The organism is Nocardia terpenica (genome assembly GCF_013186535.1).
Lineage (GTDB): Bacteria > Actinomycetota > Actinomycetes > Mycobacteriales > Mycobacteriaceae > Nocardia > Nocardia terpenica.
In genome coordinates this window covers 172,258-193,267 of the sequence record NZ_JABMCZ010000004.1, presented here as the reverse complement: position 1 = coordinate 193,267, position 21,010 = coordinate 172,258, and the positions used below count along the sequence as shown (strand labels likewise).

The window sequence follows — 21,010 nt, the reverse complement described above, 5'->3', positions numbered from 1 at the left end:
GGCCGAATCCTTTCACCGCATGTCCTTTCACGTGGCGTCCTTTCGCACGTGTCGTGCTCACTGTATCGGCTGCCGTGATCCGTGCGGGACAGCCGGTATCGCCCGCGCGACGGCGAGGGCCCTACCCAGGTACAGCAGTCCGGTCCAGACGTAGGTCGCCGTACCCCAGATCAACAGTGCCCAGCCGAAGGCCCGGCCGAAACCTGCCGCGGCCCAGTCCATCTGCCCGGCCAGCAGCCACGGCAGCGCCGACATGAGCGCGAAGGTGGCGGCCTTGCCCAGGTAGATCACCTCGGGCGGGGGCAGGCCGCGGCGGCGGTAGATCGGCAGCGTGGTGGCCAGGATCGCTTCCCGCGCGACCAGCACCAGCACGATCGGCCACGGCAGGATGCCGCGCACCAGGAAGCCGAGCACGGTCGCCACCAGATACAGCCGGTCCACCAACGGGTCCAGCAGCGCACCCAGCCGCGAGGACTGATCCAGCAGCCGGGCCAGCTTGCCGTCCAGGAAGTCGGTGACGCCGCTGGCGATCAGCAGCGCGAACGCCCAGCCGTCGGCCTCGACCACCAGCAGCAACCACAGCAGGACCGGCACGCCGATCAGGCGCAGCACGCTCAGCGCGTTGGGCACGGTGAGAATGCGGCTCTCGGGGTCGGTCGCCGGTGCTCCGGCGGGTTCGGGGGTCACAGCACGTTGCATACCGGAATCGGGCGCGGACCGCCATTCGGGCACGCCGCGGGGGCCGCAACGGCACGATAGTTTTCGACCGTGTGCGACTGATGACACAATGAGTCGGAAACCGTTTCATTGCGGTGGGTTGACGAGAGGATCACGATGCCCGACTTCGACTACGACGTGGTTGTGATCGGCTCCGGGTTCGGCGGGAGCGTGAGCGCGCTGCGCCTGACCGAGAAGGGCTACCGGGTGGCGGTGCTGGAATCGGGCCGGCGCTGGCCGGCCGAGGCCATCCCGGGCACGAATTGGAATGTGCGCAAATCGATCTGGGCGCCGCGGCTGGGCCTGACCGGGACGCAGCGGATCAGCCTGCTGGGCAAGTGCGCGGTGTTCTCCGCGTCCGGCGTGGGCGGCGGATCGCTGATCTACGGCAATACGCTCTACGAGCCGCTGCCCAACTTCTACCGCGACCGGCAGTGGTCGCACATCACCGACTGGCGCGACGAACTCGCGCCCTACTACGACCAGGCCAAGCGCATGCTGGGCGTGACGGCGAATCCGCGCACGACCCCGGCCGACGAGGTGATCCGGTCCATCGCGGTGGATCTGGGGGTGCAGGACACGTTCCATCCGACCAATGTCGGGGTGTTCTTCAACGAGGACGATCCCGGTGTCGAAGTGGACGATCCGTACTTCGGCGGCGCGGGGCCGCGGCGGCGCGGCTGCATCCACTGCGCCCGCTGCTTCACCGGCTGCCCGCACAATGCCAAGAACACCACCCCGACCAACTACCTGTACCTGGCCGAGCAGGCCGGGGCGGCGGTGTTCGAGCTGACCACCGCGACCCGGGTGCGGCCCATCGTGGGCGGCGGGTACGCCATCGAGACGGCGCGCTCGGATCGCTGGATCCGCAAGGCGCGCAAGACCTTCACCGCCGAGCAGGTGGTGTTCGCCGCGGCCGCGCTGGGCACCCAGAAGCTGCTGCACAAGATGCGCGACGAGAAGGTGCTGCCGCAGCTGTCGCCGCGGCTGGGCGAGCTGACCCGGAGCAATTCCGAGGCGATTCTCAATGTGGTCAGCCGGGATCGCAGCGATTTCGCCGAGGGCATCGCGATCACCTCGTCCATCCATCCCGAGCCCGACACCCACATCGAGGTCTGCCATTACGGCAAGCGGCAGAACGCGCTGTTTCCGCTGTCGGTGCCGATCGTGGACGGGGGCGCGTTCCGGTTCCTGCGGTTCCTGCTGGCGATGGTGCTGCATCCGATGGTGTTCCTGCGCAGCCTCAATGCCCGGCACGCGTCGGAGAAGTCGGTGATCCTGCTGGTGATGCAGTCGCTGGACAACTCGCTCACCTCGTTCCGGCGCTGGGGGCAGCTGAAGACGAAACAGGGCACCGGGCAACCCAATCCGACCTGGATCCCGATGGCGCACGATGTCGGCCGCCGCTTCGGCGCGAAGGTGAACGGCGATGTGCACGGGCTGGTCATGGACGTGTTCAATATCCCCGCGACCGCCCACTACATCGGCGGCTGCGTGATCGGCGAGGGACCCGACACCGGCGTGGTCGATCCCTATCAGCGCGTGTTCGGCCACCCCGGCCTGCACATCGCCGACGGCTCCGCCGTCACCGCCAACCTCGGGGTGAACCCGTCGCTCACCATCACCGCCCAGGCCGAACGCGCCATGGCCTTCTGGCCCAACAAGGGCCAGCCCGACACCCGCCCCGAGCTCGGTCGGCCCTACCGCCGCATCGAGCCGGTGGCCCCGGCGTACCCGGCGGTCCCCGCCACCGCCCCGGGCGCCCTGCGCCTTCCGATCACCCCCGTCGACCCGGCCGTGCCGACCGCCTGACCCCCGCCCGGGTCATGCCTCGGGCAGGCCGGGACACGGGAAGTGGCTGGTTCGGGTGACAGGCGGGCGGAGATGCCTGCTCGAACTCGCACAGCCACTTATGCTTTGCGGTATCGAGTGTCGACGGGAAGGGCGGGTCGCGAATGCTCGTGCGAGTGCAGAACGCCGCCGGCACCCTGGCCGAGCGGGCGCTGATCGACTGGTTACGCACCTGGAAGGGGCCGGGCGATCCGCACGGCGTGGCCATCGTGAATTGCAGCCTGTTCTATGCCGATCGGCTGCACCAGTTCGATGCCGTGGTGTGGACCCCGACCAGCTGCGTGGTGATCGAGGCCGAGGCGCTGGTCGAGCGGGTGGACGGCGAGCTGGAGGTGCCGCTGAACGGGCCGTGGCGGGTCGGCAGCCAGGTGGTGACGCTGGAGGGCGGCGATCGGCATACGCCGCTGGACAAGTCGCGCGATCACACCTATGCGCTGCAGAGTTGGCTGGCCGAGCGCGGTCTCGGGCAGCGAGTGGTGCACGGCGTGGTGCTGGTGGTGCCGCCGCAGGGCTCGCGCCTGCAGATCCGCCAACTGTGGAGCGATCCCGGTTTCCAGGTGTTGCTGGGCACCGACCCGCGGCCGCTGGCGGAATATCTCAACACCCTCGCCTCGCAGGGCCGGGCGCAGTGGACGGCCAACGATGTGGCGCTGTCGTTCCGCGGGCTGGGCGCGCTGCCGTATCTGCCCGCGCCGCAGGATCTGGTGCGCGAGGGCTTCGGCGGGTCGGTGGACACCACGCTCTGGTACGGCGGCCCGCAGCAGGCGCAGGCCGAGGCATTCATGGAGGAGCAGGCCCGCATGGACCAGTCCGCCAGCGGCCCGCTGGCGTTGCAGGCCCCCTGGTACAGCCCGTGGGAGCTGTACCCGAAGCAGTCCGACGGCATCGACCTGGGCCGCGCCTTCATGCGAATCGCCCTCGCCCTGGGCATGCTCATCGCCTTCGCGTGGGCCCTGTGGTTCGTCATCGCGGTCGTATTGACCTACGGGCCGGGCTGATTCGGCGGTCTACTCCTGACCACGGCGCAGACCGCGGACGCGACGAGCACCGCGGCGACGGCGGTCGCGATGCCGCCGACGATGTCCGTCGGATAGTGGTATCCCAGTCCGATCATGCCCACCGCCACTCCGGCGAATATCACGGCGGCGGTGGCGGTTTCGACGATGCGGACTCGCGCCGTACCGGCCACGAGGACGAAAGCCGCTGCTATGGCCACGAATTGGACGGTGTGCCCGCTCGGGTAGGCCAGGTAATGCTGTAAGTGGCGATGCCACAGGGGCTTCAGCGCCCAGGTGTTGACCGCGACCACGAGTTCCGGCACCACGAGCAGGAATCCGGCCCGCCACCACTGCCGACGCCACGCGTACCAGAGCACCCCGAGCGCCAGCAGCGGAATCAGGACGTAGGCATTGCTCGGAATCACCAGCGCCCGATACACCCCCGGATGCGCGTCCAGGGCGCGGTGGATCCGGTCGCCGACCGCCCGGTCGAACCCCGTCGGCCCTCCCCCGGCCGGAAAGCTCAGCGGCAGCAGGACAGTGACGAGCACCCCGATCGCCACGGTCGCCGATGCGGCGACCCGGTGCGGGGTGAGAACGAGCGGTCGGTTCACGCCCCGACCCTATCGAGGTTGCAGCGGATATGCTCTAGCCCGTGCGCGTGCGCGAATTGTCCGTTTTATCGACCGGCGGGTTGCTGGTCCTGCTGCTCGGCCTGCTGCCGCCGGTGATGGACGTCTTCATCGTCAATGTTGCGCTGCCGACGCTTTCGGCCGATCTCGGCGGCGGGGACACGCGGATCGAGCTGGTGGTGGTCGGGTACGGCGCCGCGTTCGCGGTGATGCTGGTGCTGAGCGGGCGCCTGGGTGATCGGTTCGGGCGGCGGCGGGTGCTGGCGGCCGGGCTGGCGGGGTTCGGGCTGGCATCGCTGTGGTGCGGGCTCGCGGATTCGATGACGGAGCTGATCGCGGGGCGGGTGGTGCAGGGGGCGTTCGCCGCGCTGATCCCGCCGCAGGTGCTCGCCACCATCCGGGCGGCGACGCCGCGGGCGCGGCGGGCCCGGGCGGTGAGCTGGTACACCTCGGTCAGCGGCTTCGCGGCGACGTTCGCGCTGCTGGCCGGTGGGCTGCTGCTGGCCGGGGATATCGTCGGAATGTCGTGGCGCGCGGTGTTTCTGGTGAACGTCCCGATCGGGCTCGCGGTGCTGGCGGGGATCGCGCGCTCGGTGCCCGAGACGCGCTCCGAGGCGCCCGGGGACCTCGATCCGATCGGCGCCGGACTGCTGGCGGTCGTGCTGCTGGCCGCGCTGATTCCCGCCACCCGCGCCGCGGCCGCACCCTGGACGGTGCCGCTGCTCCTGGTGATTCCGGTGGCGGCGATGGTGCTGTGGCGCTGGGAGATTCGCCTCGCCACCAGCGGCCGGATCCCGCTCGTTCCGCCGGAGCTGGTGCGCACCACCGCGATTCGCCGCGGCCTGCTGCTACTGGCCCCGTTCCTGGCGGTGGGTGGTGGGTTCCTGTTCGCGTTCCCGCTGACGATGCAGGACGGGTTCGGATTCGGCCCGCTCGCCGGGGGTCTGGCGACCATCCCCATGTCGGCGGCATTCTTCGCCGTGTCGTTCGCCGTGCCCCGATCGCTGGCCCGGTTCGGGACCGCGACGGTGACGGCGGGGCTGATCCTGCAGCCGATCGGCCTGGCGCTGATCCTCGGTGTGCTGCACGGGATGTCGGTGACGCCGTGGACGGTCGCGCCGGGTATGGCGCTGGTCGGATGCGGGCAGGCGCTGGCGATCGGGGGCGTCAACGCCTCGGTGATGGCGGCGGTGCCCGCCGAGGTCGCGGGGGTCGGCGGCGGCGCGCTGATCATGGTGCATCAGGGCGCGATCGCGATCGGGACGGCGATCGTGGGCACCGTATACACCACTCTCGCCGCCGCGCACGGCCATGCCGCCGCGTTCTCGGTCGTGATCGCGGTCCAGATCGCCCTGGCGCTCGCCCTCGCCGCCGTGTCGGGGTTCAGGCGGTGAGCGCGCCCAGATCGTCCAACGACATCCGCATCTCCTCGACCAGGAAGCGGGCCATGGTCCAGTATCGCAGCGCCCCCGCGTCGAAGGGGCCGAAGGCGTTCTGGTACAGCGGGATCCAGCGCAGCCCCTCCTCGATCATCTGCCGCCGGTCCGGCTCGGCCCCGTAGTCCTGGTAGCTGATGCTGCGATGGTGGATGAATTCGCCGCCGGGCAAACGGTTCTCACACAGGTCGCGGTATTCGCGGGTCTGCAGGATGAGGTAGTGCCACACCTCGTCGACGGCCTGCTCGACCGGCAGGAACAGCCCGGCGAGGCGCTCGCGGTGCGCGGAGATCAGGTAGAGGTAGCGCGCGCATTCGAGCATCGGGCGCTGCGCCGCGGCGGCGTCGGTCCCGGTGGCGTGGGCGGTGTGGGCGACCGTCTCGTCCCACAGCCGCGGACCGACCAGCTCGCGCAGGTCCTCCGGCGTCACGATCGGCGACATGGCGGCGCTCCTAACGGGTGTCGAGGTCGTCGACCAGCCAGGCGTACTTGCCGGACCGGCCGATCGGAAGGTGGTCGCGGTGGGCGAGCTCGCACGGCATACCGGTGTGGAACGAGATCGTCTCCGCCAGTTCGCCTTCGGCGGACTCCGACAGCGGCCGGTCGTCGAAGGTGGTGTACCGCAGCACGATGCGGCGCTCGGTGGTGATGTGCAGCTGATGCAGGAAGACCCGCGAGGAGACCGCGGCGATCCAGTCGTCGAGATCGGCGTGCGCGATCACGGTGGCGCCGATCCGCAGCAGTTCCTTCTCCCGGCCGCAGAAGCGGGCGATCTTCGCCGGGTCCGGGCTGTCGTCGGTGGTGCGCACGCAGTCGCCGGACCGGTAGCGGATCAGCGGCATGTACGGATTGCGGACGCTGGACACGATGAGGCCGAAGATGGTGCTGCCCTCCGCGATCGGCACCAGCTCCAGGGCCATGTCCTCGAGGTAGGGGTGGTAGGCGCCGCGCCGGTCGGAGTAGTAGAGATAGCCCAGTTCGGTGCTGCCGAACAGGTCGATGATCGGACAGTCGAAATGCTGCCGCAGATAACGCCCCACGGTGATCGGGGTGTACTCGTAGGCGTGAACAATGCTGTCGGGCAGGGGAAATCGGTCCCACAGCCGCCACCGCGTCACCTTGCGCAGCAGATGGGCGAGGTGATAGCCCGAGCAGTCCAGATGGTAGCGGCCCTGCGGGTGCGCGGCGCGCAACTCATTGATCTCGTCGAGCATGCGCTCCACCTCGGCACGCGTCCATTCGGCCGGATCCAGGCGCAGATTGACATAGACCGTCCGCTCGTCGAGGCGGCGGTCCGCGAGCGCCGGTATCGCGGCCGGAGTCGCCCCGATCTTCGCGGCATTGACCCGCGCGACGTGCTCGGTGGCCAGCACGGTGGTGAGCGAGATCCGCGGGCAGCCCGACGCCCAGGTGCCGGAGATATCCGGATGCTCGCTCCAGAGCCGGTAATAAGATTTCAGCAGGAAATAGGGCGGGCGAATCAATTGCATGCGGGCATGATTGGTGCCCGTCGAGAGGACGAATTCGGCGCGCCCGTCCGCCAGCGCCGCCGCCACCTCGGGGGTCATCCAATTGTCCGGAAATCCGTCGGCGATCACCGACTTCTCCAGGATCGGGAAATACCCGCGGTCGATCGCATCGCGATAGAGGGGGATATCGCGAATGCGATCGACCATGGCGGCGGTCGGCTGGGAATTCACCAATTTCCGGGTCAGCTGATGCAGCCCTGCTTGACCACGGAAATGCAGCCCTCCTTACCGGATTCCCGGACGGAATTGGCCGCCACCCACTTCTCCCACGCGGCATCCTCGGCAATAGCTTCGATCAGGCGTTCCACGATGAATCTCCTCGGTCGAAAGGGGTATTGCCCCACCGAGAGTAATGGGATGGTAAAGGGGTGTCAAATGAAATCTTTTCCGATTCGGGGGTTCACCGCTGGTGCACGCTCGCGTCGTCGAGCATGGCGGCGTGCAGCATGGTCTCGGGGACGCCGAGCGCCTCGACCAGGGTCGCGGCCTGCGGGCGCAGGCGGTCGACCAGCTCGTTCACCCCGCGGCGGACGGTCTTGGCGCGGTCCACCGACATGAATCGGTGCATGATGTACCACGCCTGGTTCTGCTCGATGGTGGAGTACACGTACAGGTCGCACACCGTGTCGGCCACCTCCCGCGCCGCCGGGTCGTCGATTCCCGCGATGCCCTCGATGAACGCCTCCAGCACCAGCCGCTCGATATGCGCCTCACCGGCGACGAGGATGTGGTCCTGGGCATTGTTGAACGCCTCGAACGGCCCGGTCTCCTGGGCGCGGGCGCGCAGCCGGTGGGCGGCCGTGCGGACCAGGTAGTCCTCGCGATCGGCGAACAGCTGCAGCTGCACCGAACGGCGGGACAGATCGCCGTCGTCGATGCCGTCGTCGGCGCGGTCGCGCAACCGCTGAATGAGCTGGCGCACTCCGGAACTCTCGCGCACCACGTCGCGGGCCATGGTGGCGGCGAACCGCACCCAGCCCAGTGCGTCGAGATCGCGGACCTCGTCGGAGTAGGCGGTCAGCAACTCCTTGGCGACCAGCTGGGTGAGCACCACGTTGTCGCCCTCGAAGGTGGTGAACACATCGGTGTCGGCCTTCAGCGTCACCAGCCGGTTCTCGGTGAGATAGCCTGCGCCGCCGCAGGCTTCGCGACACTCCTGAATCGCGCGGGTGGCGTGCCGGGTCTGGGCGACCTTGAGGCCCGCGGCCCGCTTCTCCAGGGCGCGCTGCGCGTGCGGGTCCAGGTCCTGCCCGGTCTGGATCACGTGCATGCGCCGAACCAGATCGTTCTGCGCGAACGCCAGCGCGAAGGCGCGCGCCACATGCGGGAGCAGCCGGCGCTGATGGCTGCGGTAATCCAGCAGCACCACCTCCTCGCCGGTTTCGGTGTCGGCGAACTGGCGGCGCTTGTCCGCGTAGCGCAGGGCGATGCTCAGCGCCACCCGCGCGCCCGCGGCGGCCGCCCCGCCCACGCTGACCCGCCCGCGCACCAAAGTGCCGAGGGTGGTGAAGAATCGGCGGCTGGGGTTCTCGATCTCGGAGCTGTAGGTGCCCTCCGGGGTCACGTCGGCGTAGCGGTTGAGCAGGTTCTCGCGCGGGATGCGGACATGGTCGAAGCGGATGCGGCCGTTGTCGACGCCGGGCAGGCCGCCCTTGAGCCCGCAGTCGGAGGTGGTGACGCCGGGCAGGTCGCTGCCCCGCTCGTCGCGGATGGGCACCAGGAAGCAGTGCACGCCCTTGCTCTCGCCCTCGATGATCAGCTGCGCGAAAACCGCTGCCATGCGGGCATGTTCGGCCGCGCCGCCGATGTAGTCCTTGCGCGCGGACTCGGTCGGGCTGTGCACCACGAACTCCGCGGTGGCCGGATCGTAGGTGGCGGTGGTCTCCAGCCGCGCCACGTCGCTGCCGTGGCCGGACTCGGTCATGGCGAAGCAGCCCAGCAGATCCAGCGACAGCAACCGCCGCACCACGTCGCGATGCCGCTCGGTGCCCAGGTTCTCCACCGCGCCGCCGAACAGGCCCCACTGCACACCGGATTTCACCCACAGCGACAGGTCGGCGTAGGCCAGCATTTCCAGGCCGGTGACCGCGCCGCCCGGATCGCCGGTGCCGCCGTTCTCGAGCCGGAAACCGCGCTCGGCATAACCGAATTCGCGGACCAGCCGCATTTGATCGAGCACGCGCGCCCGCGCCGCCCGATAGTCGAGAAAGGGGTCGCCGTACAGGCGGTCGTCGTCGAGTTGCCGCCGGGCCTGCTCGCGCACCTCGCGCCAGGGGCCGTCGAGAGCCGCGCGTAGATGGTCTGCCGTGGATTTGCTCGCGGTCGCCATACCCCCGACCCTAACGGCGCGCGCCACATTCACCCTCGTGATCGGCCTCACGTGTTGTGCGCGCCGCCGGTGACGGATCGCAACCGACCATCTACCTTGCAGTATATGAGCGAGCGGAGCGAGCGAACCAAAAATACAGCCGAGCCCTCGCTCGTGGCGACGCCGAGCGCCAGCGAGGTGTCGGCATGAGCGAGCGGAGCGAGCGAACCAAAAATACAGCCGAGCCCTCGCTCGTGGCGACGCCGAGCGCCAGCGAGGTGTCGGCATGAGCGAGGAAGTGGATTCGGACCTGGCCCGGGACTCCACACCGGAATTACCGGGACCGCGGTGGCGGCGGGTCGTGCATCGCTTCGTCGACCGGCTCACCGCGGAGCGGGAAGCCACCGTGGACGCCGTGGTCGAGGCGCCGACGCCGCTGCAGCCCATCGATCTGGCCGACGACGCCAAGGTCACCCAGGTGCTGGAGTTGGCCGAGCGGGTCGGCGAGGTGGTGCTGGCGTCCGGCACCGCGGTCACCGACACCACCACGCAGGTCGAATTCATCGCCGCCACCTACGGTTTGGCGCAGTGCGACATCGACGTCACCTACAACTCGATCCGTATCTCCGCCGACCGCGGGCCGACGCTGCCGCCCGCCAGCACCATGCGGGTGGTCCGGTATCGCTCACTGGATTTCACCCGGCTGGCCGCCGTGGACCGGCTCACCCGCCGCATCCGCCGCGAGGTGGTGCCGCCGGAGGACGCGCACGCCGCCCTGGACACCATCACCACCGCGCCGCATCCGTACAACCGGTGGGTGGCCACGGCCGGATGGTCGCTGCTGGCCGCCTCGGTCGCCCTGCTGCTGGGCGGTGGAATCCTGGTCGCCGCAACCAGTTTCGTCGGCACGGCCATGATCGACCGCGCCAATCGTGAACTGAACAAGCGCGGACTGCCGTTCTTCTTCCAGCACATGGCCGGTGGGGCGATCGCCACCGTGCCCGCAATCGTGTTGGCCACCTTCGCCGGTCGCATCGAGGCCAATCCGTCGCTCGTGGTCGCGGCCGGAATCACCGTGCTGCTCAGTGGATTACAACTCGTCGGCGCGGTCGAGGACGCCATTACCGGCGCGCCGATCACGGCCGCCGCGCGTTCGCTCGAGGTGGTGATGATGACCGCGGGCATCATCGCGGGCGTGGCGCTGGCGCTGCGGGTCGCCGATCTGTTGCACGCGGTGGTCCCGATGATCGACATGACCTCCTCCCGCGATATCGACAATCTGCCGCTCAAGGTCGCCGCCGGTGCCGTGGCGTCGATGGCGTTCGCGCTGGCCTGCTATGCCGAGCTCCGGGCGCTGGCCGCGGCGGCGTTCAGCGGCGCGGCGGCGACGGTCTGCTATCTGGTGGTGCAGCATTCGGGATTCGGGCCGGTGGTGTCCTCCGGCGTGGCGGCGACCGCGGTCGGCCTCGCCGGTGGTCTGATGGCCCGCCGCTCGCTCACCCCGCCGCTGGTCGTCGCCGTCGCCGGTATCACTCCCCTGCTCCCCGGTCTCCGCCTGTACCGGGGCCTGCAGGCGTTGCTGAACAGCGAACAGCTGATGGGACTGAACCAGCTGTTCGGTGCGTTCACCGTCGGCTGCGCCCTGGCCGCCGGTGTGACACTGGGCGAATGGATCGCGCGATTCCTGCGGCGCCCCCGAATCATGCGGCGGTTCCAGGGGATTCGGCATCCCATGCCGGGGCAGTGAGCGGCCCGGTCAACCCGCCCTGTTGTTCCCGGCGCGCTTTTGGCCGGGATCTTGCGGTAGGTCCCGGCCAAAAGCACGCCGGGAACAACGGAGGAAGCACGCGGGAACAACGGAGGAAGCACGCCGGGAACAACGGAGGAAGCACGCCGGGACCGACGGAGGAAGCACGCCGGGAACAACGGGGAGAGAGCGCCGGGACCGACGGAGGTGATGGTTACAGGCCGATGGTGCGGGCCAGGTCGGCGAGGGTGGCGTCGAACAGGGCGTCCGGGTCGCTCACCAGCATGGGGTAGTTGCCGAAGACCTCGAGGGTGACGTGGCCGTAGAGGCGGGCCCAGAAGGTCATCATCAGGTAGGTGACGCCGAGGTCGAGTTTTTCGGCGGGGAACTTCTGGCCGGATTCGGCCAGGACCGCGAGCAGTTCGGTCTGGAAGGAGACCAGGTCCTCGCGCAGCGGCTCGGGAATGACATCGGTGGCGGGGGTGACGATGTCGTAGGTGGTGAGCAGCTTGCCCGCAGCCTCCAGGAAGATGCGGCCGAACGGCTCCTCGAATTCCCGCATGGCGCTGCGGGTCTCACCGGCGGGCGAGGCGAACACCAGGGTGAACTCGCGGGCGTGCGCCAGCGCCCAGCGCCGAAATCCCTTGCACAGGGCGAACAGCTGCACCACCCCGTCCTCGGGCAGCGCCGCCACCTCGACGCTCAGCTCCGCGGCCAGGTCGGCGCAGATGTCCAGGCGCAGCGCCCCCACCAGGGCGTCGCGCGAGGCGTAATACCGATACAGTGCCGGGGCGGTGATGCCCAGCTCGCGCGCGATGGCGCGCAGGGTCACCGCCTCCGGCCCCTGGTCGACCAGCAGCGCCCTGGCCACCCGCCGGATGTCCGCGTCGGCGACCGCGGGCATCCGGCCCCGTCGTGCGGGTTGTGTCATTGATATGCGACCTGCCAGCTCTTGATCCCGTTCAACCACCCAGAGCGTAGCCGCACCGGCTCGGAAATCTGGCGCAAGTGCGGCATCGCGTCGGCGATCGCGTTGAAGATCAGGTCGAGCTGCAGGCGCGCGAGGTTGGCGCCGAGACAGTAGTGGGTGCCGGTGCCGCCGAACCCGACGTGCGGGTTGGGGTTTCGGGTGACATCGAATTCAAACGGCCTGTCGAAGTGGTCTTCGTCGAAATTGGCGGAGGCGTAGAACAACCCGACCCGCTGTCCCTGCGCGATCGGCTGCCCGCCGAGCTCGGTGTCGCGGGTGGCGGTGCGCTGGAAGGCGGTGACCGGCGTGGCCCAGCGCACGATCTCGTCGGGCGCGGTGCGCGGGCGCTCGGCCCGGTACAGCTCCCACTGCTCGGGGAAGTCGACGAACGCCTTCATGCCGTGGGTGGTGGCGTTGCGGGTGGTCTCGTTGCCCGCGACCGCCAGCAGGATGACGAACCAGGCGAATTCGTCGGAGCCCAGCGCCTCGCCGTCCAGATCGGCGGTGACCAGTTCGCTGACGATGTCGTCGACCGGGCACTTGCGCCGCTCCTCGGCGAGATTCCAGGAGTAGCCCATGATTTCGGCGGTCGCCTCGCGGTGATTGCCGTGGAAGTCGGGGTCGTCGTAGGAGATCATCTCGTTCGACCAGTCGAAGATCTTGCGGCGGTCGGACTGCGGGATGCCCAGCAGCTCGGCGATCGCCTGCAGCGGCAGCTCGCACGCCACCTGCTGGACGAAGTTGCCGCCGCCGGTCTGCTTGGCCTCGTGGACGATTCGCTCGGCGCGCTCGGTGAGCGCGGCCCGCAGGCTCTCCACCGCGCGCGGGGTGAAACCGCGAGAGATGATGCGGCGCAGCGTGGTATGCGCCGGCGGGTCGGTGTTGACGAGCATGGCGCGCTGGATGTCGATCTCGTCGCGGGTGATCTCGCCGTTGAATCGGATGACCGCGGTATTGGCGCTGGAGCTGAACACCTCCGGGTGCTTGGAGATCTCCTTGATGTGGTCGAGCTTGCTCACCACCCAGTACCCGCCGTCGTCGAACCCGCTCACCCCGTCCGGCTGCGGCACCCACCAGACGGGCGCGGCGCGGCGGAGCTCGGCGAACTCCGCCACGGGTAGCCGACGAGACAGCAGGTCGGGATCGGTGAAATCGAAATCGGAGGGGATGGACGGAGCGGACACGGGGACCTCCTTTGGAACACGTTCCAAGGAGTGAACCACATCACACCCCGCTTTGTGAACAGGTATTACTAAATAATGTTCACATCAGTACGCGCCGTCCCCGCGCGTCACGGCCCCGATGGTCTTGGCGATCAGCTGGAGATCCCACACCATCGACCAGTTCTCCACGTACGACAGGTCCAGCCGCATGGAATCCTCGAGCGACAGATCCGACCGGCCGCTGACCTGCCAGAGCCCCGTCACGCCGGGTTTCACCAGCAGCCGCCGCCGCATCGTGCTGTCGTAGGAGTCGACCTCGCGCCGCACCTGCGGGCGCGGGCCCACCACGCTCATCTCGCCGCGCAGCACATTGAGGAACTGCGGCAGCTCGTCGAGGGAGAACTTGCGGATGACCCGGCCGACCGGCGTGACCCGCGGGTCCCGTTTCATCTTGAAGAACAGCGGGTTGCCGCCGTGGGCCGCGATCAGTCCGGCGATGTGCGCCTCCGCGTCGACGTACATGCTGCGGAACTTGATCATCCGAAACGGCCTGCCGCCCCGGCCGATTCGCTCCGACAGGTAGAACACCGGGCCGGGGCTGGTGAGCTTGACCGCGATCGCGATGGCGAACAGCACGGGGGCGATGACCGTCAGCGCGGCCAACGAGAACAACAGGTCGAACACGGCCTTGCCGGTCGATTCGGCCCGGCCGTAGCGCGGTTTGCCGACGTGCAGCATGGGCATGTCGGCGACGAGCCGATGGGTCAGCCGGGTACCGGCGATGTCGACCAGTCCGGGCGTGACGATCAATTCCACGCCGAGCGGGTCGAGTTCCCAAGCCACGCGCCGGAAGTCGGCGGGACCGAGGTTGTCGGTGGCGGTCACCGCGACGGTGTCGGCGCCGGTGGCCCGCACCGCGGCCAGGATCGAACGGTCCTGCCCCACAACGGGAATCGCGCGATCGCCGACCCACAGGTCCGATGCGGCGCCGTCGGGGGTGCAGACACCGGCCACCTGGTATCCCGACGCCGGGTCGCGGGAGAAGGCGGTCACCATGGCGGCGGCCGCGTCCCGGCTGCCGACCACCAGGACCCGGATCGAATACCCGCCCGCCACACGGCGTTTGGCGATCCAGCGACGCCACATCCGGCGCTGCGCGATGAGGCCGGTCACGCCCAGCGGCAGCGCGATGGCCAGATACCCGCGGGCGATGTCGACGCGAAAGATCAGCGATCCGATGGCGGCCACCCCGAACAGCTCCAGGGTGGCCGCCACCACTCTTCGGTATTCCTCCGTGCCGCTGCCGATCACCCGCGGCGATCGGCTTCCGGCGCTGGTGAGGAATATCGCCCACACCATGGCGAGCAATATCGAGACCACCGTGTAGCGGACCTCGAGCGGTAATCGGGTCGCCAGCGGCGGGTCGGCGGGTCCGCCGAACCGGATGATCTGCGCCGCGGCGACCGCGAGGCCGACCACGAGCAGGTCCCCGGCGAACAGCCGGCGGGCGTAGTCGGCCTGCCAGCATTCGCGCTCGGAAGGGGGCGTGGACCTGATCACGGACATGCGTGAGCCAGGGTGGAGTTCGAAACTCATGAATAAAGCACCGCCACGAATGAACTCGGTTCCGATCTCCACTGACCGGGCCCCCCGTCGCGGCGCGCCGTGGCCGACGACGGTTCGCCGATTTTCTAAAGCCAGGAGTCGAATGATAGCGGTCGTAGGCGCGCATAGGAACCCGAATGTTCCGCGCGGCAACACATCTCGGAGACCGCCGGGAACGTGGCAACCGGTCCCTTCCAGAATCCCCTAATGGCGCAATTTCGGAAGTACCGTCCGCCCCGCATTTTTCGTACCCTCGGACGGGAGGGAAACCGACCGGAATCTCAGGTCACAGGGTTACCCACCAGATACTTCTTCGAAACGCGAATCGTGTTGTAACGTAGGGAGCGTCGAAGCCGACGTGGAGGCCGTACCGGCGCTGTCGCCGACAAATCTCTGCCCCGGCGAAAGGTGGGGGAATCTTCGAATGCGTTGCCGTTTGTGCGATTCTGCGCAGCTGATCGACGTCGTCGATCTGGGCGCAACCCCGCCGTGCGAGAAATTTCTCGCACCCGCGGAGCTCGATCTTCCGGAACCGACCTATCCCCTGCACCTGCGACTCTGCGCGGACTGCCTGTTGCTGCAGATTCCCGCGCTGATCACCCCGGCGGAGACGTTCACCGAGTACGCGTACTTCTCCTCGTACTCCGACTCCTGGGTGCGTCACGCGAAATCCTTTGTCGACCAGGCGATCACGGCCCTCGGCCTGGGGTCGGGCACGCTGATCGTGGAGGTGGCCAGCAACGACGGATACCTGCTGCGGCACGCGGTCGCCGCGGGGGTGCGGTGCCTGGGTATCGAGCCGTCGATCAATGTGGGCGCGGCCGCGCGGGACCACGGCGTGCCGACCGTTACCGCCTTCCTGGACGAGGATCTGGCCGCGGCCGTCCGCGCCGAGCACGGCCCGGCGACGCTCGTCGTCGCCAACAACGTGTACGCGCACGTGCCGGACCTGCTGGGTTTCACGCGGGCGCTGCGCGGGCTGCTCGCCGACGACGGCTGGGTGTCGATCGAGGTCCACCATGCGCTGAATCTGGTGCGGCTCGGGCAGTTCGACACCATCTACCACGAGCATTTCCAGTACTACACGGTGCTCTCGGCCCAGAACGCGCTCGCCACCGCCGGATTGACGGTGGTCGACGTGGAACTGCTTCCCACCCACGGCGGTTCGCTGCGGCTGTGGGCGCGCCCCGCGGCCGTCGCCCGGCCCCGACCGAGTGTGGCGCGGGTGCTGCGCGCCGAGTCCGATGCCGGGTTACACAGTCCCGCAGGCTATTCCGGCCTGCGGCCGCGCGCCGAACGGGTGCGCCAGGAGTTGCTGCGGTTCCTGCTGGACTGCCGCGCCGCCGGGAAGGCGGTCGTCGGCTACGGCGCGCCGGGCAAGGGCAACACCCTGCTCAACTACTGCGGTATCCGCCCGGATCTGTTGTCCTACACCGTCGATCGCAATCCGTACAAGCACGGTCGGTACACCCCGGGCACCCGGATTCCGATCCATTCCCCCGAACGTCTCGACACCGATCGCCCCGACGTGGTGGTGGCGCTGCCGTGGAACCTCGAGGCCGAGATCACCGCGCAGCTGCGGCACATCGGCACCTGGGGCGGACAGCTGGTGTATCCGCTGCCGACCCTGCATCATGCGGACCTGTCTGGGAGTTTTTCGTGAAAGTCGTTCTGTTCTGCGGTGGTTACGGCATGCGCATGCGCGGCGGCGCCGAGGATCCGGTGCCCAAACCCATGCAGATGGTCGGGCCGCGGCCGCTGATCTGGCACGTGATGCGCTACTACGCGCACTTCGGGCACAAGGACTTCATCCTGTGCCTGGGCTACGGCGCGGCCCACATCAAGCAGTTCTTCCTCACCTACCAGGAGTCGGCGTCCAACGACTTCGTCATCCGCGGCGGGCGGGTGGAGCTGCTGGGTTCCGATATCGGCGACTGGACCATCACCTTCGTCGACACCGGCCTGGAGTCGGCGATCGGTGAGCGGCTGCGGCGGGTGCGCGAGCATCTGGCGGGCGAGGAGTACTTCCTGGCCAACTACGCCGACGTGCTCACCGATGCCCCGCTGGACGAGATGATCGACAAGTGCATGGCGGCCGGGGCGGCGGCCTCGATGATGATCGTGCCCCCGCAGTCGTCGTTCCACTGCGTCGACGTGGACCCCAACGGCGCCGTCGCGCACATCACACCCGTTGCGCGGCTACCGATCTGGGAGAACGGCGGGTACTTCGTGCTCACCCAGGAGGTGTTCGATCTGCTGCCGCCGGGCGGGGATCTGGTCGAGGACGCCTGCGGCGCGCTGGCCGCCCAGGGCCGGCTGCTCGGCTATCAGCATCTCGGATTCTGGAAACCGGCCGACACCTTCAAGGAGCGCGCCGAGCTCGACGCCGCCTATCACTCGGGGCGGCGGCCCTGGGTGGTGTGGGAGCGGAGTCGCGCGTGCTGACCCTGGCCGCGGCCGGTGTGCGCGAGGTGGCGCTGCTCGGTGCGCACTGCGACGATCTCGCGCTCGGCGCGGGCGGCACCCTGCTCCGCCTCGCCGAATCCGGTGCGGGACTGCGGGTCCGGGCGCTGGTGCTGTGCGGCGGCGGCAGCGTCCGCGCCGCCGAGGAGCGCGCGGCGCTCGAATCGTTCTGCCCGGGAGCCGAACTCGATCTGACCGTGCTCGAGCTGCCGGACGGGCGCACCCCGGCGCACTGGGACGCGGCGAAGTCCGCGGTGGCGCGGTTGCGGCGCGGCGGCGACCCGGACCTGGTGTTCGCGCCGCAGCGCGGGGACGCGCATCAGGATCACCGGCTGCTGGCCGAGCTGGCGCCCACCGAATTCCGCGATCACCCGATCCTGGGGTACGAGATCCTCAAGTGGGAGACCGATACGCCGCGCCCGACGCTGTTCGTCCCGCTGCCCACCGCGATCGCGGAGCGCAAGGCCGAGCTGCTGCTGAAACATTATCCGTCCCAACATGATCGGGACTGGTTCGACCGGGACGCCTTCCTCGGCCTGTCGCGGCTGCGCGGGGTGCAGTGCCGCGCGCCGCACGCGGAGGCGTTCGTCGTCGACAAGACCGTTCTCGCCTTCGGAGGTGTGTGAGGATGCGGGTGCTGCTCACCGGGCATCAGGGATATCTCGGCACGGTCATGGCGCCGGTGCTGCGTGCCGCGGGACACGAGGTGACCGGGCTGGATATCGGCTATTTCGCCGACTGCGTGCTCGGCGAGCTGCCCGCCGACCCGCCCGGCACCGCCACCGACCTGCGGGAGGTGGGCGCGGACCGGCTCGCCGGATTCGACGCGGTGGTACATCTGGCGGCGCTGTCGAACGATCCGCTGGGCGCGCTCGCGCCGCGGATCACCTACGACATCAACTATCACGCGTCGGTCCGGCTGGCCCGGCTGGCGAAACAGGCCGGGGTCCGGCGCTTCCTGTACGCCTCGACCTGCTCGGTGTACGGGGCCGCGGGCGACGGCCTGGTCGGCGAGGACGCCCCGCTGCGCCCGCTGACCCCCTACGCGGAGAGCAAGGTGCGGGTCGAGGGCGAGGTGGCGGCCCTGGCCGATGCCGAGTTCTGCCCGGTGTTCCTGCGCAATGCCACCGCGTTCGGGTTCTCGCCGCGGCTGCGCGCCGATATCGTGCTCAATAATCTGGTCGGCTACGCGGTGCTGACCGGTGAGGTGCGGGTGCTGTCGGACGGCACGCCGTGGCGGCCGCTGGTGCACGCCGAGGACATCGCCCACGCGTTCGCGGCCTGCCTGACCGCGCCCGCGCAGCGAATCTCGGCCCGCGCCTACAATATCGGCGACGAGGCCAATAATCTCACCGTCGCCGACATCGCCGGGTCCGTGGCCGACGCGGTCCCCGGATCGCGGCTGGTGATCACCGGCGAAACCGGCCCGGACCCGCGCTCCTACCGCGTCGATTTCGCCCGGGCGCGAGACGAATTGGGCTTCTCGGCCCGGTGGAGCATTCCCGCCGGGGCGGCGGAGCTGGCCCGGGAGTATCGGGCACGCGGCCTGACCGCCGCCGACTTCGCGGCACGATTCACCCGCCTGGCCCGCCTGCGTGCCCTGAAAGATGCGGGGCTCCTCGATGATTCGCTGCGGCGACCGACGGTCGGGGCATGAGATGGTCGCAGGCTGCCGGGGCTGCCGGGGCACCGGGCTGGATCGGGTGCTGGATCTCGGGAGAATGCCTGCCGCGGACCATTTTCCGCGCCTGGACGACCCGGTCGGCGCCGATGCGACGCACGCGCTGGCAATGGATGTGTGCCGCTGGTGCGGGCTGGCGCAGCTCGCCGAGGACGACACGGTGGTGGCCGAACCCCGGGGCGTGGAGCCGCGGGCGCTGCGCGATCAGGCGGCCGATGCCGTGGCCCGGGTGGCCGCCGCGGGCCTGCTGAACGGCGGCACGGTGCGCGAGTTCGGCAGTCCGCACGGCGGCACCTGGCTGCCGCTGCTGACCGCCCGCGGTTACACCGAAACACCCACGCGCCCCGCCGATGTCGTGCTCGACAGCTTCGGGCTCATGCACGAGCCGGACCAGCGCGCCGCCGTCGCCGCCCGGGCCGCCGCCCTGCGCGCGGACGGGGTGCTGCTCGTACAGTTCCATTCGCTGCGCGCGATCGTGGCGCAGGGGCAGTGGAATGCGCTGCGGCACGGGCATTTCGCCTACTACTCCCTGGCGGCGCTGTGCGGCCTGCTGGCGGGCGCGGGCCTGCACGCCGCGACCGCGTGGGAGTTCGATCTCTACGGTGGCACGGTGCTCGTGGCCGCCGGGCACCGCCGGACCGAACCCGGCGAGCAGATCCGGCGCATGCTGGCTGCCGAGGCCGCTCACTTCGACCCCGCCTCCCTCCAGGCCGCCGCCGATCGACAGGCGCGCGACCTGTTCTCCTGGTTGGAATGCGAGGCGGCACAGGGCAACAGGGTCTACGCCTACGGCGCGGCCTCCCGGGCGGTGGCCCTGTTCGCGCGAGCCGGGCTGACCCGCGATCACCTCGGCGGTGTTGCCGATGCCTCCCCAACCAAACACGGCCGCCGCATGCCGGGCACCGATATACCGATCATCTCCCCGGAGACTTTGGTCGCCGCGCGGCCGGATCGCGTGCTGCTTACCCTGCCGGATCTCTTGCCGGAGGTGCGGGCCAAGTTACCTGCGCTACGCGGGAAGTGGGTGGTAGAGATTCCGCGACCACCGTGAGCGACGGCAGCCGCCCTCGTGATTCCGGCGTGCTTTTGGCCGGAATCTACCGTGAGGTCCCGGCCAAAAGCACGCCGGGACCAGGGGAAGGCAACCGCCGGGACCGGGGGAAAGACAACCGCCGGGACCAGGGGAAGGCAACCGCCGGGACCGGGGGAAAGACAACCGCCGGGACCAGGGGAAGGCAACTGCCGGGACAAGGGGGGCAGTACCAATTTCGCAGTAAGGGGCTTGGGGAGAGTTATGAGTGAGAATATTCGGCGGGCCGCCGCGGTGGCGGGTGCCGTCGTCCTCGGCGTGATCACCTCCGGGGCCGCCGCGTCCGCCGCGGTGGACAGTACCAACAGCATTCAGGATCATGGTCGGCGGACGATCGAGGCGATGTCGGAAAATACCCGGATCGACTTCGTGCCGCCGCTGGACGGGAGTCCGCTGACCCGCGAGTGGTTCCACAGCGGCAAGGCCGGATTCGAGATATCGGGGCCGGGCGCCGGGGACTGGCACGGGCACATCACCATCGGGTACATGGTCGGGTTCCCGGCCACGCTGTCCGGGAAGATCAAGTTCCAGTACGACACACCGGGACTGGAGCTCCAGCTCAGCGCGCCGTCGACGCTGGACGTGTTCGACCTGATCCCACGGCTCGGCATCGAACTGGAGGTCGGGCCGGGGCCGGGCATTCAGACCGTCGAGGCGGCCGGGGGCGACATCTCCGGGGCCGAGGGTTTCATCCAGATGTCCGGCTTCCACGGCACGGTGACCGGAGTGATCGGCCCGACCACCATCCGGCCGTTCGTGAAGGTGGTCAGCGCCGACGGCGACACCGTCGTCAGCTACGGTCCGCTGTCGCAGAACTGAG

At 69.2% G+C, this 21,010-nt stretch carries 19 protein-coding genes; 10 read left to right on the top strand and 9 right to left on the bottom strand.

What is annotated here, in order from left to right; all coding sequences use genetic code 11:
- Positions 1 to 57: 57 nt before the first annotated feature.
- Positions 58 to 699 (bottom strand): CDP-alcohol phosphatidyltransferase family protein, encoded by a 642-nt coding sequence (locus HPY32_RS33645; protein ID WP_067595965.1) that lies wholly within the window; start codon positions 697 to 699, stop codon positions 58 to 60.
- A gap of 135 nt (positions 700 to 834) precedes the next feature.
- Between HPY32_RS33645 and HPY32_RS33640 the strand changes: the two genes are divergently transcribed.
- Positions 835 to 2,529 (top strand): GMC oxidoreductase, encoded by a 1,695-nt coding sequence (locus HPY32_RS33640; RefSeq protein WP_067589905.1) that lies wholly within the window; start codon positions 835 to 837, stop codon positions 2,527 to 2,529.
- Positions 2,530 to 2,684: 155 nt separating this feature from the next.
- A complete protein-coding gene (locus HPY32_RS33635) occupies positions 2,685 to 3,566 on the top strand; it encodes a nuclease-related domain-containing protein (protein WP_231951699.1) in 882 nt (293 codons plus the stop codon).
- On the opposite strand, the gene HPY32_RS46315 is transcribed toward HPY32_RS33635, so the two are convergent.
- Positions 3,551 to 4,180 carry a phosphatase PAP2 family protein gene (locus HPY32_RS46315; protein WP_067589911.1) on the bottom strand — a complete coding sequence of 210 codons (630 nt, stop codon included), beginning with the start codon at positions 4,178 to 4,180 and terminating at the stop codon, positions 3,551 to 3,553. The genes HPY32_RS33635 and HPY32_RS46315 overlap by 16 nt on opposite strands.
- 41 nt (positions 4,181 to 4,221) lie before the next feature.
- Between HPY32_RS46315 and HPY32_RS33625 the strand changes: the two genes are divergently transcribed.
- A complete protein-coding gene (locus HPY32_RS33625) occupies positions 4,222 to 5,592 on the top strand; it encodes an MFS transporter (protein WP_082871517.1) in 1,371 nt (456 codons plus the stop codon).
- Here the strand turns inward: HPY32_RS33625 and HPY32_RS33620 are convergent.
- The 4 genes from HPY32_RS33620 to HPY32_RS33610 all read right to left on the bottom strand — a co-directional run bounded on the left by HPY32_RS33620 (position 5,582) and on the right by HPY32_RS33610 (position 9,492).
- Positions 5,582 to 6,076 carry a glycine-rich domain-containing protein gene (locus tag HPY32_RS33620; protein WP_067589914.1) on the bottom strand — a complete coding sequence of 165 codons (495 nt, stop codon included), beginning with the start codon at positions 6,074 to 6,076 and terminating at the stop codon, positions 5,582 to 5,584. The genes HPY32_RS33625 and HPY32_RS33620 overlap by 11 nt on opposite strands.
- A gap of 10 nt (positions 6,077 to 6,086) precedes the next feature.
- Positions 6,087 to 7,334 (bottom strand): acyl-CoA synthetase family protein, encoded by a 1,248-nt coding sequence (locus HPY32_RS33615; RefSeq protein ID WP_156674532.1) that lies wholly within the window; start codon positions 7,332 to 7,334, stop codon positions 6,087 to 6,089.
- Positions 7,335 to 7,345: 11 nt separating this feature from the next.
- Positions 7,346 to 7,471: a hypothetical protein gene (locus HPY32_RS45870; protein WP_267466699.1), complete on the bottom strand. Its 126-nt coding sequence runs from the start codon at positions 7,469 to 7,471 to the stop codon at positions 7,346 to 7,348.
- 92 nt (positions 7,472 to 7,563) lie between these two features.
- The gene (locus HPY32_RS33610; RefSeq protein WP_067589917.1) at positions 7,564 to 9,492 is read right to left on the bottom strand and encodes an acyl-CoA dehydrogenase family protein; all 1,929 of its coding nucleotides are present in this window, start codon (positions 9,490 to 9,492) and stop codon (positions 7,564 to 7,566) included.
- Positions 9,493 to 9,757: 265 nt separating this feature from the next.
- Between HPY32_RS33610 and HPY32_RS33605 the strand changes: the two genes are divergently transcribed.
- Entirely contained in the window at positions 9,758 to 11,218 is a 1,461-nt protein-coding gene (locus HPY32_RS33605; protein ID WP_082871518.1) for a threonine/serine exporter family protein, read from the top strand.
- A gap of 214 nt (positions 11,219 to 11,432) precedes the next feature.
- Here HPY32_RS33605 and HPY32_RS33600 read toward each other — a convergent pair whose 3' ends face one another.
- The 3 genes from HPY32_RS33600 to HPY32_RS33590 all read right to left on the bottom strand — a co-directional run bounded on the left by HPY32_RS33600 (position 11,433) and on the right by HPY32_RS33590 (position 14,917).
- Complete coding sequence (locus HPY32_RS33600) at positions 11,433 to 12,149, bottom strand: TetR/AcrR family transcriptional regulator (protein WP_067589920.1); 717 nt, start codon at positions 12,147 to 12,149, stop codon at positions 11,433 to 11,435.
- Complete coding sequence (locus HPY32_RS33595) at positions 12,146 to 13,372, bottom strand: cytochrome P450 (protein WP_067589923.1); 1,227 nt, start codon at positions 13,370 to 13,372, stop codon at positions 12,146 to 12,148. Before HPY32_RS33595 ends, HPY32_RS33600 begins: the two co-directional genes overlap by 4 nt.
- Positions 13,373 to 13,456: 84 nt before the next feature.
- Complete coding sequence (locus tag HPY32_RS33590) at positions 13,457 to 14,917, bottom strand: sugar transferase (protein ID WP_231951700.1); 1,461 nt, start codon at positions 14,915 to 14,917, stop codon at positions 13,457 to 13,459.
- A 463-nt stretch (positions 14,918 to 15,380) separates the two neighbouring features.
- On the opposite strand from HPY32_RS33590, the gene HPY32_RS33585 reads away from it, so the two are divergent.
- The 6 genes from HPY32_RS33585 (at position 15,381) to HPY32_RS33560 (ending at position 21,009) form a co-directional block, all read left to right on the top strand.
- A complete protein-coding gene (locus HPY32_RS33585) occupies positions 15,381 to 16,619 on the top strand; it encodes a class I SAM-dependent methyltransferase (protein WP_067589926.1) in 1,239 nt (412 codons plus the stop codon).
- Positions 16,616 to 17,401: a glycosyltransferase family protein gene (locus HPY32_RS33580; protein WP_067589929.1), complete on the top strand. Its 786-nt coding sequence runs from the start codon at positions 16,616 to 16,618 to the stop codon at positions 17,399 to 17,401. The genes HPY32_RS33585 and HPY32_RS33580 overlap by 4 nt, the downstream gene beginning before the upstream one ends.
- On the top strand, positions 17,395 to 18,045 hold the full coding sequence (locus tag HPY32_RS33575; protein ID WP_171983196.1) for a PIG-L deacetylase family protein: 651 nt from the start codon (positions 17,395 to 17,397) through the stop codon (positions 18,043 to 18,045). Before HPY32_RS33580 ends, HPY32_RS33575 begins: the two co-directional genes overlap by 7 nt.
- 2 nt (positions 18,046 to 18,047) lie before the next feature.
- Positions 18,048 to 19,076 (top strand): NAD-dependent epimerase/dehydratase family protein, encoded by a 1,029-nt coding sequence (locus HPY32_RS33570; protein WP_067589932.1) that lies wholly within the window; start codon positions 18,048 to 18,050, stop codon positions 19,074 to 19,076.
- Between the two features lies 1 nt (position 19,077).
- Positions 19,078 to 20,151, top strand: a complete 1,074-nt coding sequence (locus HPY32_RS33565) for a transferase (protein ID WP_067589935.1) — start codon at positions 19,078 to 19,080, stop codon at positions 20,149 to 20,151.
- Between the two features lie 243 nt (positions 20,152 to 20,394).
- Complete coding sequence (locus HPY32_RS33560) at positions 20,395 to 21,009, top strand: MspA family porin (protein WP_082871519.1); 615 nt, start codon at positions 20,395 to 20,397, stop codon at positions 21,007 to 21,009.
- Position 21,010: the final 1 nt, after the last annotated feature.

Coding starts and splice junctions, on each gene's coding strand:
- HPY32_RS33590 (WP_231951700.1), bottom strand. CDS start 14,917: ATGTCCGTGATCAGGTCCACGCCCCCTTCCGAGCGCGAATGCTGGCAG.
- HPY32_RS33610 (WP_067589917.1), bottom strand. CDS start 9,492: ATGGCGACCGCGAGCAAATCCACGGCAGACCATCTACGCGCGGCTCTC.
- HPY32_RS33620 (WP_067589914.1), bottom strand. CDS start 6,076: ATGTCGCCGATCGTGACGCCGGAGGACCTGCGCGAGCTGGTCGGTCCG.
- HPY32_RS33600 (WP_067589920.1), bottom strand. CDS start 12,149: ATGACACAACCCGCACGACGGGGCCGGATGCCCGCGGTCGCCGACGCG.
- HPY32_RS33645 (WP_067595965.1), bottom strand. CDS start 699: ATGCAACGTGCTGTGACCCCCGAACCCGCCGGAGCACCGGCGACCGAC.
- HPY32_RS33605 (WP_082871518.1), top strand. CDS start 9,758: ATGAGCGAGGAAGTGGATTCGGACCTGGCCCGGGACTCCACACCGGAA.
- HPY32_RS33560 (WP_082871519.1), top strand. CDS start 20,395: ATGAGTGAGAATATTCGGCGGGCCGCCGCGGTGGCGGGTGCCGTCGTC.
- HPY32_RS33585 (WP_067589926.1), top strand. CDS start 15,381: ATGCGTTGCCGTTTGTGCGATTCTGCGCAGCTGATCGACGTCGTCGAT.
- HPY32_RS33565 (WP_067589935.1), top strand. CDS start 19,078: ATGGTCGCAGGCTGCCGGGGCTGCCGGGGCACCGGGCTGGATCGGGTG.
- HPY32_RS33570 (WP_067589932.1), top strand. CDS start 18,048: ATGCGGGTGCTGCTCACCGGGCATCAGGGATATCTCGGCACGGTCATG.
- HPY32_RS33640 (WP_067589905.1), top strand. CDS start 835: ATGCCCGACTTCGACTACGACGTGGTTGTGATCGGCTCCGGGTTCGGC.